This is a genomic window from Thioclava kandeliae (assembly GCF_040297545.1).
In the GTDB taxonomy this organism is placed as follows: domain Bacteria; phylum Pseudomonadota; class Alphaproteobacteria; order Rhodobacterales; family Rhodobacteraceae; genus Thioclava; species Thioclava kandeliae.
In genome coordinates, this window is sequence record NZ_JAYWLC010000009.1 from 174,746 (window position 1) to 187,550 (window position 12,805).

At 59.8% G+C, this 12,805-nt stretch carries 16 protein-coding genes; all 16 read left to right on the forward strand.

Going from position 1 to position 12,805, the window contains the following annotated elements:
* The first annotated feature begins 52 nt into the window (after window positions 1-52).
* Entirely contained in the window at window positions 53-385 is a 333-nt protein-coding gene (locus tag VSX56_RS12850; protein ID WP_350937620.1) for a DUF2190 family protein, read from the forward strand.
* The gene (locus tag VSX56_RS12855) at window positions 385-702 is read left to right on the forward strand and encodes a head-tail joining protein (RefSeq protein ID WP_350937622.1); all 318 of its coding nucleotides are present in this window, start codon (window positions 385-387) and stop codon (window positions 700-702) included. The genes VSX56_RS12850 and VSX56_RS12855 overlap by 1 nt, the downstream gene beginning before the upstream one ends.
* Window positions 702-1,121 carry a hypothetical protein gene (locus VSX56_RS12860; RefSeq protein WP_350937624.1) on the forward strand — a complete coding sequence of 140 codons (420 nt, stop codon included), beginning with the start codon at window positions 702-704 and terminating at the stop codon, window positions 1,119-1,121. The genes VSX56_RS12855 and VSX56_RS12860 overlap by 1 nt, the downstream gene beginning before the upstream one ends.
* 11 nt (window positions 1,122-1,132) lie before the next feature.
* The gene (locus tag VSX56_RS12865; protein WP_350937626.1) at window positions 1,133-1,558 is read left to right on the forward strand and encodes a phage tail tube protein; all 426 of its coding nucleotides are present in this window, start codon (window positions 1,133-1,135) and stop codon (window positions 1,556-1,558) included.
* A complete protein-coding gene (locus tag VSX56_RS12870; protein WP_350937629.1) occupies window positions 1,558-1,917 on the forward strand; it encodes a hypothetical protein in 360 nt (119 codons plus the stop codon). Before VSX56_RS12865 ends, VSX56_RS12870 begins: the two co-directional genes overlap by 1 nt.
* An 89-nt stretch (window positions 1,918-2,006) precedes the next feature.
* The gene (locus VSX56_RS12875; protein ID WP_350937631.1) at window positions 2,007-2,228 is read left to right on the forward strand and encodes a hypothetical protein; all 222 of its coding nucleotides are present in this window, start codon (window positions 2,007-2,009) and stop codon (window positions 2,226-2,228) included.
* Window positions 2,213-4,369 carry a phage tail tape measure protein gene (locus VSX56_RS12880; protein WP_350937633.1) on the forward strand — a complete coding sequence of 719 codons (2,157 nt, stop codon included), beginning with the start codon at window positions 2,213-2,215 and terminating at the stop codon, window positions 4,367-4,369. Before VSX56_RS12875 ends, VSX56_RS12880 begins: the two co-directional genes overlap by 16 nt.
* Complete coding sequence (locus VSX56_RS12885; RefSeq protein WP_350937635.1) at window positions 4,369-5,040, forward strand: hypothetical protein; 672 nt, start codon at window positions 4,369-4,371, stop codon at window positions 5,038-5,040. Before VSX56_RS12880 ends, VSX56_RS12885 begins: the two co-directional genes overlap by 1 nt.
* Entirely contained in the window at window positions 5,037-5,606 is a 570-nt protein-coding gene (locus tag VSX56_RS12890; RefSeq protein ID WP_350937637.1) for a hypothetical protein, read from the forward strand. Before VSX56_RS12885 ends, VSX56_RS12890 begins: the two co-directional genes overlap by 4 nt.
* Window positions 5,594-5,989, forward strand: coding sequence for a GNAT family N-acetyltransferase (locus tag VSX56_RS12895; RefSeq protein ID WP_350937640.1), 396 nt, complete (start codon window positions 5,594-5,596; stop codon window positions 5,987-5,989). The genes VSX56_RS12890 and VSX56_RS12895 overlap by 13 nt, the downstream gene beginning before the upstream one ends.
* Window positions 5,990-8,011 carry a phage tail protein gene (locus VSX56_RS12900; RefSeq protein WP_350937642.1) on the forward strand — a complete coding sequence of 674 codons (2,022 nt, stop codon included), beginning with the start codon at window positions 5,990-5,992 and terminating at the stop codon, window positions 8,009-8,011.
* A 63-nt stretch (window positions 8,012-8,074) separates the two neighbouring features.
* Window positions 8,075-10,636 (forward strand): hypothetical protein, encoded by a 2,562-nt coding sequence (locus VSX56_RS12905; RefSeq protein WP_350937644.1) that lies wholly within the window; start codon window positions 8,075-8,077, stop codon window positions 10,634-10,636.
* 11 nt (window positions 10,637-10,647) lie between these two features.
* A complete protein-coding gene (locus VSX56_RS12910; RefSeq protein ID WP_350937646.1) occupies window positions 10,648-11,406 on the forward strand; it encodes a hypothetical protein in 759 nt (252 codons plus the stop codon).
* Window positions 11,407-11,501: 95 nt separating this feature from the next.
* Entirely contained in the window at window positions 11,502-11,888 is a 387-nt protein-coding gene (locus tag VSX56_RS12915; RefSeq protein ID WP_350937648.1) for a hypothetical protein, read from the forward strand.
* Window positions 11,888-12,334 carry a hypothetical protein gene (locus tag VSX56_RS12920; RefSeq protein WP_350937650.1) on the forward strand — a complete coding sequence of 149 codons (447 nt, stop codon included), beginning with the start codon at window positions 11,888-11,890 and terminating at the stop codon, window positions 12,332-12,334. Before VSX56_RS12915 ends, VSX56_RS12920 begins: the two co-directional genes overlap by 1 nt.
* A gap of 42 nt (window positions 12,335-12,376) precedes the next feature.
* A partial coding sequence (locus VSX56_RS12925; RefSeq protein WP_434096031.1) for a DUF7940 domain-containing protein occupies window positions 12,377-12,805 on the forward strand: 429 nt, incomplete at its 3' end.

The window sequence follows — 12,805 nt, forward strand, 5'->3', positions numbered from 1 at the left end:
CGCCCTTTGTGGCGCCCGTCGTCGTTTTGACCTCAGCGACAAGGAGATCGCAATGAAGACTTATGTTCAACCGGGTGAGCATCTCACCCTGACCGCGACCGCTGCTGCGACGGCTGGACAGCTCGTGAAGGTGGGCGCGATCGTCGGCGTTGCCCAGAATGATGCCGCCATCGGGGACAGCCTGACGCTGGTGCGGCGCGGTGTGTTCGAGGTCACCAAGACCTCGGCAGAAGCCTGGACTGTCGGCGCCAAGGTATTCCTCGATGAAACGGCAGGGAGTGTGACGGTGGTCGACACGGATAATACTCTGATCGGGGTGGCGACGGCTGCGGCGGCCAACCCCTCCAGCTCCGGCGAGGTGCTCCTCGACGGTGTCATCCGCTGATGGGCGTATTTGACGGGATGGCTTCGGTTCTGAGCAATGCGCTCGGGGCCGAAGTCACCTACACCCCGAAGGGCGGCGTCGCGCGATCCGTTCAATCGGTTTTCCGTGAACAGCCTGTCGAGATCACGGGCGATGATGGGCGGGACGTTGCAATTCTTGCGCCGAGTTGGCGTGTGAGGCGCGATCTGGTGCCGGAGCTTGCGTCCGGCGACCTTGTCGCTCCGGGCAATGGCAAGACCTACAGGGTCGTCAATTATATGTCCACCGGCTCGCCCGCTGCGGACGCGATGATCCTTTGCCAGTTGGAGGATCTCTGATGAGCCACCGGCCTGAATACCGCGAGACGATCAAAACGGTGCTGGGGGCGGATGCGACCTTCTCCAGCTACACGCAGATTTCGGCATGGGCGAATGCAGTCAATGCCGAGGTTATGCCCGCGTGGTTTGTGGCCACGCCGCGCGAACAGCCTTCGCGCTCTGCGCATGGGCAATCCCAACGTGTCACAGACCTGATCGTCGGGCTCAAGCGATTGGGCGGCGATGCGATCGAGGATGCGCTTGATGCGGATGCTGTGGTGATTGAGCGGCTTGTCATCGGGGCGCTGCGGACGCGGGAGCGCGACTGCGAACTGACCGTGATCGATATCAAAACGGATGGCGGCGCCGAGCAGCGCGTCGGCACCCTGACCTTAACCTTCAGGATCACGGCTTGGATGCCGGATCCGGCTCTTTCCTGAAAGGATATCCCATGAGCGTGACCGGTGTTGCAATCGGCTATGGGGTGGTGGTGCGCATCGGGCGTGGCGCGACCCCGACCTGGACGACCCTTGTCGGGGTCGGTGACTTAGAGATGCCGAATGGCGAGGCGGATGAAATCGAGGCCTCGAGCCATAGCTCCCCCAACCGGACCAAGGAATTCATTCCTGGCCTCCAAGATAACGGCACTCTGGCCCTGCCTCTGGATTATATCCCTGATAGCGATCAGGACGTGATGCTGCTCGAGCTGAACAACACTTCCGAACTTATTCAGCTCGGGATCAAGCCACCGGGTGGAACCGAGGAGATTTATGCGGCGTGGGTCAAGTCTTATCCACGCAGCCTGCCGGTCAACGGCAAGGCCGCCGCCACGCTGAATCTGCGTGTGAATGGCCTCGTCGAGGCGGAGGGCGCGTAATGGGCAACAAATTCCGCGGTGAAGCGCTGGCGACAATCAATGGTCTCCAGATGGTCATGGTGATGGACTTCAACGCCATGTGCGACATGGAAGAGACAACGGGCCGCACGCTCGAGGAAGTCCTGACGGATTTCGAGAGTGGTCGCATCCTGTCCAAGGATCTGCGCGCGATGGCTTTCGCCATGCTGCATGAGCGCCAGCCCAAGCTGCGTCTGCGCGATGTGGGCAATCTGTGTGGCGAGGATGCGCAAGGCGTCATGGCAGGCTGCGCAGCGGCCATTCAGGCGGCATTCCCTCCGGCCGAAGAGGTTCCGGCGGGGGGCGCATCTGCGGGAAACCCTCCGGCAGCGCAAGGATAGATTACCTTGCGCTGCTGCAGGCCTATGTCGCGGCGGGCTATGATGAGGCGAGCTTCTGGGGTCTGACCCCGCGCCTCTACCTGACGATCATGAAAGGGGTCGAGGCGCGTCACCGTGCCTCGATCGAGGTGGCATGGGTAACCGCCGCGCTCTCGCGCGCGGCTAAGCTGCCACCACTCGAAAAGCTGTTCCCGAAACCCGCTCCAAGTGCCGAGAGCGCGGCCATGCTGCGCGCCGAGATGCGCGCGCATGCCAACACGACAGCAAAACACTTGCCCAAGAAAAGGTGGAGCGAATGGCTGAAGCAGTAGTCGGGCGGATGCGTGCCGTCCTCGGCATGGACCGTCGCGGGTTCACGACAGGCCTCCAAGGGGCGCGGGCCGAGATCTCTGCCTTTGCCACGCAGATGCGCGGCTATGCTGGCCTGATCGGGGCGGCGATGGGCGCGGCGGGGGTCGGATCTCTGACGCTGATGTCTTCCGAGGCAATGGAAGCGGCGGCAGAGATCCAGCGCCTTTCGACGCTTGCTAACACCACGCCCGAGGCCTTCCAGAAGATGGCGATCGCGGCGCGGTCGGTCGGGGTGGAACAGGACAAGCTCTCCGATATCCTCAAGGATACCACTGACCGTATCGGGGAGTTCGCCTCGACCGGTGGCGGCGAGATGTCGGACTTCTTCAAAAACATCGCCCCCAAGGTCGGCGTGACGATCAAAGACTTCCAGAAGCTCTCGGGGCCCGAGGCGCTGCAGCTCTATGTCCGGTCGCTGGAAAAGGCCGGCGTGAACCAGCAGCAGATGACCTATTACATGGAGTCGATGGCGGATGAGGCGACTGGCCTTGTTCCGTTGCTGCGTGACGGTGGCGCGGGGCTCGATGAGATGGGCCGCAAGGCCACAGCCCTCGGCGCCATTATGGACAAAGACACAATCGCGGCCTTCCGGCGCGCGAAACAGGCGGTCTCCGAGGTCAATCTCGTCTTCGTGGGCATCCGCAACATGGTGGCGCAAGAGCTGGTGCCAGGTCTCGAAGGGCTGGCCAAGGCCTTCAGCTCGGCGGCAGAGGAGGGGCAGCCCCTTGGCAATGCCATCCGCACGATGGTCGAGGCACTGCCGCGTTTCATCGCTTATGCGGGTGTTGCCGTGACCGCTCTGGTCGCATGGCGCGCGGCGGCAATCGCGGCTCGGGTGGCGACGGTTCTGCTGAAAGGCTCGCTTATCTCGACGGGTGTCGGGGCGCTCGTGGTGGCTGCTGGTGAACTTGTCTACCAGTTCACGCGGCTGGTCAGCGCGACCGGTAGCTTCGGCGGGGCGCTCGGGGTGCTGAAGGATCTGGCGCTCGAGGTCTGGGAGCGGATCGGCGACGGCACGGATTATGTGACCAATTCGGTCGGGGCGATGGTCGCAGGCATGAAGGAGAAGTTCTATAACGGGCTCTATGACATGCTGTCTTCGTTCCAGGACTTCACTTGGAAGATTGCCGATGGCATCAACAGCGTCTTCAATACCAACCTTGAAGGCGTAAATTTCTCCCGCACCGGCAACGGCCTGCTGGGGGCGGTCTCCGATATGGCCAACGCCGCTTATGCTTCGAAGGTAGCCTCCCAAGACGCGGCCAAGGCTGCGGCCGATGCCTTCACGGCTCCACTCGACAGCCTTTCGAAGCTGAAGAAGACGGTTTCGGATAGCGAGAGCGAGTTTGGCGATCTCGGCAACTCCGGCATCTTGGCGGGCGATGGCGTGGCGGCCGGCGCCGATAAGGCCAAGGAAAAGGTCACGGCGCTGCAGAAGGTGACCACGAAGCTGAAGGATGAACTGGCCAAGATGAAGGCCACGATATTCGGCAGTGAGCTGAATGGATCGATCTATGACAACCTGAAGGAAGCCGGTGTTTCTGCAGACTCCAAGGATGGTCAACAGATCATCGATTACACCACCCAGCTCGACGGGATGAAGAGGCTGAAAGATGCGACGTCCGAATGGCAGTCCAGTATCCAGTCTGCCTTTTCCTCATTCCTGACAGGGGCGTCTTCCTTCAAGGATATGCTCGGGACGATCATCGCAAAGCTTGGCGAGATGGTTGTGAACAATGCGTTTCAGAACCTGTTCAACAAGACCGGAGGAACTGGTGTTCTTGGCGGTGTTCTTAGCGCATTCGGGATCGGTTCGAATGCCACGGGCACCGGAGGGTGGCGGGGCGGTCTGACCGCGATCAACGAGATCGGTGGCGAGATCGTGGATCTGCCGAGTGGCACTCGGATCATCCCGCATGACGTGTCGATGCGCTTGGCGGCAAACGCGGCCCCGAATTCGTCAACTTCGTTCTCGCCGGTGTTCCATCTTGGTGGAAACGTGACGCAAAGCGACGTCGATATGGTCAAGAACTCTATCCGGCAACTGCGCAGTGATGTGCCCGGGATCATGAAAAACTACGAGGCACGGGTGGGGTACTGATGCGGGCGACATGGCCAAAGAACGTAAGATGGCAATCCGCCAAGTTCTGGATCGAGGGGCAATCCCTCGATCCAACCCAATCCATTAGCGGCGCCGAAACCATTGTCCCGACCATGCGGGGCCGCTGGCTTGCTCAGGCAACTCTGATTTTCTGGGATGAGGCTGCTGTTCTTGAGTGGCAGGGCTTTCTTGCGATGATGGAAGGTAAGATCGGCACAGTGCTTCTTCCGGCCTTCAGCAAATTCAGGCCGCTTGATATCAACGGCAATCGTCTGCGTTATGAGGAACCGGCGGGTTTTTCAAACTCGCAGGCGTTTGAGCACTGGGGCTTCGATGCAGCGCCAGTCTCCCGTGCAACGGTCTCAGTGGATGCTGCCCTGAGGTCTACCCGCCTGAGCATTAGCCTTACCGGCACGACAGGCGTCAGGCCCGGGCAAGTGCTTGGCATTGGCGAGCGGTCATATCGCGTTCAGGCAGCATGGTCTGAGGCCTTGGGCACACAGAGCCTGATGATCCAGCCGCCATTGCGCGAGGCCGTATTGGCCGGCGCGGAGGTTGAGCTGGCGCGGCCGGTTTGCCGGATGCGCTTCGCCTCCGAAGCGGAGGGGGTGATGGACGATGATCTGTCGCGGCTCAAAACCGTAACTGTCAATTTCAAGGAGGCCGTATGAGCCGCGCAGATCTTCTTGCTATCCCTGACGCAGATCTGCGCGAGGGGCGGGTCCAGCATGCTATTTTGGTGCATATGGACTTCCTCGACGCGCCGCGCCGCTGGTGGACCGGCTGGGGCGACATGGAGCATGACGGGTATGTCTGGCAGGGCACGGGCGATCTGATCAGCATCGCAGGGCTGGAAAGCAACTACTCGCTCAACGCCAATCAGGTGACGTTCTCAATGACCGCCACGCCTGAGATGGTGGCCAACGCGCTTGAGGCTCGGGCGCGGGTGCGCGGGCGGGATGTGACGGTCTCGCTCGGCCTGTTTGCCGAAGGCGCACCGTCTCCGATGGCCTCCTTTGCGCTGTTTGCAGGGACCATGGAGCGCATGCCATGGGCGCTGGAGGGCACGACGAACTGGACCCTCACGCTGGAATGCGAGGGGCTGTTCGCGCGCCGCAACGCGCCGCCACGCGGGCGGTGGACAGATGCCGACCAGAAGGCACGGCACTCGGGCGATAAAGGCTTCGAGCGCCTGCCGCTCTATGCCAACGGCTATGAGACCAAATGGCGCGGGTGAGGGTGGCTGATGCCCGCGATGTGCCGCGTATCGTGGATATGATCGAGGCTCTGCGCGAGGCGGTCTCGGGGCCGGTCGCGGTCGATCGTAACTGGACGATCCGCACTGTCTCTGGGCTGATCCGAGATCCTGCCGGATGTGTCTTCGTCACCGATGGCGGGTTTATCGCAGGCCTGATGCAGCCCACGGTGATCAGCCCGGCGCCGATCGCGAAAGAGGTCGGTTGGTGGGCTAGTGACGGCAGCGGGTTGCGGCTCCTGCGAGCCTTCGAGGCTTGGGCGCTTGAGCAGGGCGCCCAGACCATCCAGCTTTCTACGGCTCCTGATGGGCCGGATCTTTCAAGGCTCGGCTATAGGCGGGCCGAATTGGCATGGGTTCGTTAAATGGCAATCTTCTCGATTATTGCAGCCACCTCTTGGGGGGCGGCTTATGCAGCCACGACCGTGGGTGCGGCAGTGATCGCCGTGGGGCAGGCGGTCACATGGTCTCTGGCCTCGTCGCTCCTGATGCGGTCGAATACCTCGCGCCAGACCGTGCAGGCGACAATCCAGCAGACCGATCAGCCGCGTATCCGCGCCTATGGCCGCAATCTTTTGGGCGGTGTGAAGGCTTTCTATGAGTCGCATGATGATACGCTCTATCAAATTGTTGTGGCACATCATGGGCCTATCGATGCCGCGGTGAATGTCTGGTGGGACGGCACGCCGCACTCGCTGGCCGCTGCCGAGGATAATCACCTTTATCTGCGCAGATACCAGACCTTTGAATGGCGTGACGGGTCCGGTGCTGGTGGCGATTATTCGAGCATCTTCAATAATTTCTCGGCTCTCTGGACAGCAGATCATGCGTTGGAAGGGCAAGCCACATTCCTCACCAAGTTTGGTGACCCCTCGGATAAGGACTTCCCGAAGGTATTTCCTAAGGGTGCCCAGACCGTTGTGCAGATGGAAGTGCGCGCGAGCCAAGTTGCGGATCTGACCGGCGCGATGGTCTATTCGGAAAACCCCGGGCTGATCCTGCGGGACTTCTTCACGCATGTGGACGGTTGGGCGCTGCCTGCGTCCAGATTGGATGATGATAGCTTCGGGACATTCTCGGCAATCTGTGCCTTCTCCATAGCGCTCGCCAATGGCGGGGAAGAGCCTCGCTATTCGCTCTGCGGCTATTACACGCTGGAAGAGCCGTTGAAGAATGTGTCTGCGCGCTTCCTCGCAGTTTGCGATGGCCAGCCGTATATGACGCCTGAGGGCAAGCTCGGCATTTGCGGCGGGGTCTGGTCCGAGCCGGATGTGACGATCACGGCAGAGGATATTCTCGCGATCCAGATGCAAGACGGCATCGATCCCATGACTGCCTATAACGTTTTGCAGGGATCGTTTGTTAGCCCGGCACATGCCTATCAGAGCATCGACGTTGCCGAGCTGCGCGATGAGGATGCGCTTGTAACAGAAGAGCAGCGGGCGGATCGGCTCGATCTTGAAGCTTGCCCTTCTGGCACACAGCTCCAGCGCCTCATGAGAATCAAGATGGCGCAGGATCGGTGCGACTGGAAGGGAACGATCACGACAAACCTTGTCGGGCTCAAGGCGCGGTTTCCGAAAGGGGATGGGGCGCATACGATCCGCATCAACGCGCCGGATCTCGGAATTGATCGCACATTTAAGGTCACGTCGCATTCGTTCGATCTCGTGAGCGCAACCTGCTCCATCGGTGTCGAAACGCTCGATGCCAGTGCTTATGCGTGGGACCCTGCTACGGATGAGCGGGCGCTGCCGCTGACCTATGCCGCCATCGGCACCCCGAGCCATACGCAGCCTGCGCCACAAAACCCGGTCCTTACTCAAGCGCGTGTGCGGGTGAGTGGTGATACGCAAGCTGTGAAGCTCAATGTCTCGGTAGATGATCCGGGCAAGGATAGCCTCACGTTCCAAGCGCAGATCGCTGTCGGCTACTGGGAAGATCCGGAGGCTGATGCCACTTGGGTAGACATGAGCGCAGGCCAAATCAGCGCAGTCTCCGGAGTTCTGGAGGATGGGCAAACCTATACGGTCCGCATTCGCTGGGAAGGCCGGAGCGACTGGGTAATCGCGGGATCGGTGCAGGTCAGTGCAAATCCGGATGAGCCTGATCCGCCATCCGAATTCTCGGCACTCGCGACGGGGAGTGCGGTAGCACTAGATTGGCGCAACGCCTCCGATGATTTCTACCGGACGCAGATCTGGCGTGGCGCTTCGAGTGATTTCGCTTCGGCTGTCTTCGTGGCCAATGTCGCGGGCGTGGCCGGTCAGGTCAGTGACTTTACCGACGAGCCCGGCATTGGGACGTGGTCCTATTTCGCCGTCACGATCAACGGATCTGCTGTCCCGTCCGATCCGGCGGGGCCGCAAACCATCACCATCAGCTAAATCTGACAGGTCATGACCTGCCTCGGCCTCGCCTCGCGCGGGGCCTTTTTATTTGGAGGCCCTATGGCAATTCTTGACGACATCAATGCAGCGTTGCGCGATTTTCAGCGCTACACCGGAGACGGGCTGCCCAACGAACCTGCGGGTGCGCCGCTACCGGTGGGGGACCCCACAAGCGGTCGATATCAGATCCAGCTTGCTCCGTTCCGCGATGCGCTTGTCGCCATCCTGCAAACGATGGGCGATGAGGAGGCGCTGCAGGAGGTTTTAGAAAAAATCACAGAGGCTAAGGACCGCGCGAACCACACGGGAACGCAGGAGATTGCCACGATTGATGGGCTGCAATCAGCGCTCGATGTGGTGGAAGAAATCGCCGACGCTAAGGCTGATCCTCCGTGCAAGCTACCTCGCAACCGGCACGGGCTGGAATATGGCGTGGTCATTGGTGATCAGGTAGTCGCGGGCCGCATGGATAACGGTAAGGATTTACAGCTCTATCCTGTCGGCGATGTACTTGATCTTCTGATCCCGAACGGTCTTGCCAGCATGCTTCTGCAGCCTGCGACCGAGCAGGTATTTCTGCCCCGTAACCGCCATGGCATCGCCTCGGGTATCTTGGTCGGGGGGGAGGTCGTTAGCTACATCGACGATGATGGGCAATCGTACAGCTCACTATTTGATGACACTGACACAGGATCTGGGAAGAAAGAGCGCCCGATTCTGCGTCTGAGCATTCGTGTCGGCCAATCCGGCTCACTCGGGTCGCGTGGGTTTGTAACCTATGTATCGGACGGGAATGGCGGATTTACTGAAGCTACAGTTTTCAGTTCGGCTCCTGAGCATGGCGATTTGTGCCTCATGCTGGATGGCTCAGGCGATAATATCCGAACTTACGATGTGCTGCCTGTCGAATACACAGGGTTAGCCCCGGCCTTTGAAAAATGGGACGGAAATGTAGCAGGAGAGACCGGCGGCGTCCATTGCATGAACCGATTGATGGATCGGCTCGCTGTCAATGGCGAGGATGATTTTCGCCTTGGGGTCTATGTTGCCGGTGTCGGCGCCTCCATGTGGTCCCAGAATGGACCGGGAACCCCGCGCGAGCTGGCACATCTTGCCGCTATGCGCGCATGGAAGTCTTTTGCTGAGCGTAATGGCTGGAAGGTTGTTGTTGGGTCGATGCATATCAACCATGGCGAAAATCCTGCATCTGGCGGTAATGGCTCTGGCTTTGGATATTACGCCGATCAGTATCTACCGGAACTGACGGCATGGCGTGACTTCGTCAAGTCAATGGCCTCGGAGACCTTGAACGATGCGGCCTATATGGCACCGATGTTCGTTGTGCAGTTTTCCAGGGTGCTGGGCACTTTACCTGCCTCATCAAACGAAGGGGTGGCACACGCGCAACTGGTGAAGCACATCACTGATCCATATTTCTGCCTATACGCTCCACGGTATGTTGAACCATATTATGATGGCGTCCATATGCGAGCTGAAGGCTATGTGAAAATCGCGGAAAGAGAAGAGCGCGCGCAATATCATTGGCTTAAAGGTCGCAAGTGGCAGCCGCTCATGATCATCAGCGCTACGCTGTCGGGAACCACGATAACGCTGACCTATAACAACACGCCGTCAGAGTATTCGGATGAAACGCCTGGGCCAGTAGGGTCGTTGGTGCTTGACGCAGAGAACGGGAAATCCGGTGATGGCAACGGTGGCTTCCTTATTCGGAATGGTGGCGATGCGACGATCACTGGGGTAACAGCAACAGGCAATACCGTCACCATCGAACTTTCTGAAGAGCCAGATGCGGGCGCAGAGATTCTCTACGCCATCGCCTCCGTCTCTGGCGGCCAGCTGCGCGACAGTGATGAGCGTGATACCTCAGACTATGACGATTCCGCTCTTTGGAATTGGGCGGTCGGCCAAGTCGTAGAGATCGATGCCTTTGGAGAGACCGAGGTGGCGCGTTGGGATGTGTCGGATCTGACTACACTGTGGGACTATGCGGCTGGCCGCTACCATGCGGGCGCGGTTGACGCAGAGGTCGGTCGCGTGTCCGATCTTGGCGGCTCGGAGGACCATCTTACGCAGTCGTCTGAGACCAAGCGTCCGGTCTTCGCGGCCGCAGAGGGCATCCGGTCGCTGACATTCGATGGTGTGGACGATTCCATGGAGGCGGCAGTCACACTTCCTGCATCGCATGTTGCGGTGATTGCTGTCGATCCGACTTCATGGACTGCGGAGCAGGCGGCTCTGATGACACTGAATGGCACCGGATGGGCGCTGACGATGGGCGATTCCTCATCTGCCCTGCTGTCCCTGTCGGGCGATGGCATTACCACGATCACCGGTGACTCACCAATCAGTGCCGGACCACATGTTTTCACCGTTATTGCGGATGCTGACAATGATACCCTGAAATGCCGTGTCGATGGCGTCGAGGTGCTGTCCACGACATACACGACAGATGCAGCTGTATCGAATGTGATGCGGATTATGGGGTCTCGCTACAATTCGGCATGGATCGCGGGAAGTTTTTACTTCGCGGCCATCGGCTCTGACATTTCCACGGCTGCTGTCGAGCGGCTTGAGGCCGTGGCGACGAAGAAAATAGGATAAGGACTTAGAAAATGGTGAGAACTCTTAATAAATATCCCGCTGTATCCGGCGTAACCGGACTGATCACACTGACAGACATTGATCTGGCAGAGATTGATGTGGCGAACCTTAACCCTATTTACTGGCCGTGGTTCGACGCGGTTAATGGCTATGTTCCCGATAGTAGCCCTCGTGCACTCTACGACCGTATGAATGATGCTGAGCGGGTAAATCTGTCTCAAATCAGCCCGACGGATATCACCGTGACCACATTGGCGGGAGGAACCCCGGCCATCCCCATGCTGTCGATGAACACGATTCTACGCTACTCAGCATCTACAGAAGGTCATGACTATTCCAAGGGCCTTACAATGGCCTGTGTCGTAAATGACGCGCTCGGTTTTTGCGCAAACTCGACCAATACCGGCGCAAACATTGGTCTCTATTGGGATGGGTCTGCGATTATTATGGCGGGGAAAAGCGTTTCGTCAGCGGCAGAGGATTATTCAGGCCCCGCGCTGGACGGAGACACTGACACCGTGATTACGCTGCGGCTTGATCCTGAAGCTGGCACGATGACCCTAACCGTCGGCGACGGTTACACGCAGACACTGTCGGACGCGAGTTTCGTCGGATGGACCGCGCACACCGCATTGCAGTGGGGCGTGAATTACGATGGCGGTTTGATTGGTCGCTTCGGTTACTACGGTCAGGTGCTTCTGTTTGCTGACAATCTGTCTGACGATGATATCGGGACGGTGATTGACTACCTGTCGGTTCTCGGCGGGTAATTTTCTACCGGCTAAGCCAGAAGATGCCGTTTAACCCGCCCCCGAGGCGGGATTTTTTATGAGCATGAGGCGCATAGCGCAGGAAGGCGGGCAAGATGCCTGAAAAAGACCCCAGCTTATGGGACAGCATCGCGCTGTATCTGTCCCTGATCATCACATGGGGCACGGGCGCGGCGGGACAGATCTATGTCTCGGGCGGCGTCGGCGGCGCGGTGCGCTGGATCATGGAAATCAAGGGCAAGAGCCCCGTCAGCTTCCTGCGCATTCTGTTTGATGGGGTGACGGCAGTCATCACGGGCGCGATCTTTGCCCGCTATTTGGGGCCTGTGATTGCCAAGTGGCTCGCAGGCGTCGGGATGTGGCCGGATGCCGGAGACGCTACCACAGCGGGGTTTCTGGCGGGCGTTGGCGGCATGTCAGTCGCCAAGGTCGTGATCGCGATGATCGACGCACAAAGTCACAAGTTCACGGGTAAAAAGTAATGATTAACGCAATGTGGCGGCAGCTCGCGCGAGAGCGCCAGATATGGCTCCGGCTGGTTCTCGGTTATCTGTTTCTGGTGACGGTGCCGCCATGGGTCGAAAGCACCTTCTGGCCTGTCTCCGGTCCCCTGCATATCACGGAAGTCACCGAGACGCCGGAAGGGGTGCGGATCAAGGGCTGGGCGGTGAAATACCGGTCGGACTGTGATTTCCTTGCGCCCGAGTGGTGGCTTGGGGAGAGGGACGGTCGCGCGGTTCGCGTGGCGGCGCGGTTCGATGACAAGCCGCAGATCCGACCCGCTGGACGCATGGAGTTCGAAGCTCTGGTGGTCGGGCTGACCAAAGACCAGCTTGACGACAGCTATTCCGATGTGCGCCACGCCTGTCACGGGCGGATTGGCGATCGGGCCTTCCTCTGGGCGACACGATCCAAGTTTTGGAACTAACACGCCCCGCCATCGAGCGGGGCTTTTTCATGGAGAAATGGAATGTTCAAACTCTTGCCCGACTGGCGCGAGGTGCTGCTGCGCGCCTGGTCGATCCGCCTGATCCTGCTGACGGCAGTGCTCTCCGGCCTCGAGGTCGTGGTCTCGCTTCTCGATGCCGATACGCTTGGCATCCCGCGTGGGGCATTCGCGGCTTTGGCCGGCATAATCTCGGTGGCCGCCATGGTCGCACGGCTGGTCCAGCAATCCGGCATCTGGTCCGAGGATGTTGTGAACGATGAGAGCGGGGCCATACGCAAGCGCCATGCGGCGGGCGTGGCTGGTGTGGCGGCCGCGATCGCGCTGGCCATTACCACGATCGCGCCTTGGGAGGGCAGGGAGCTGCGCGCCTATCGCGATATCGTGGGGATCCCGACGATTTGTTTTGGCGAGACCGAAGGCGTGAAGATGGGCGATGTGGCGACCGAGGCC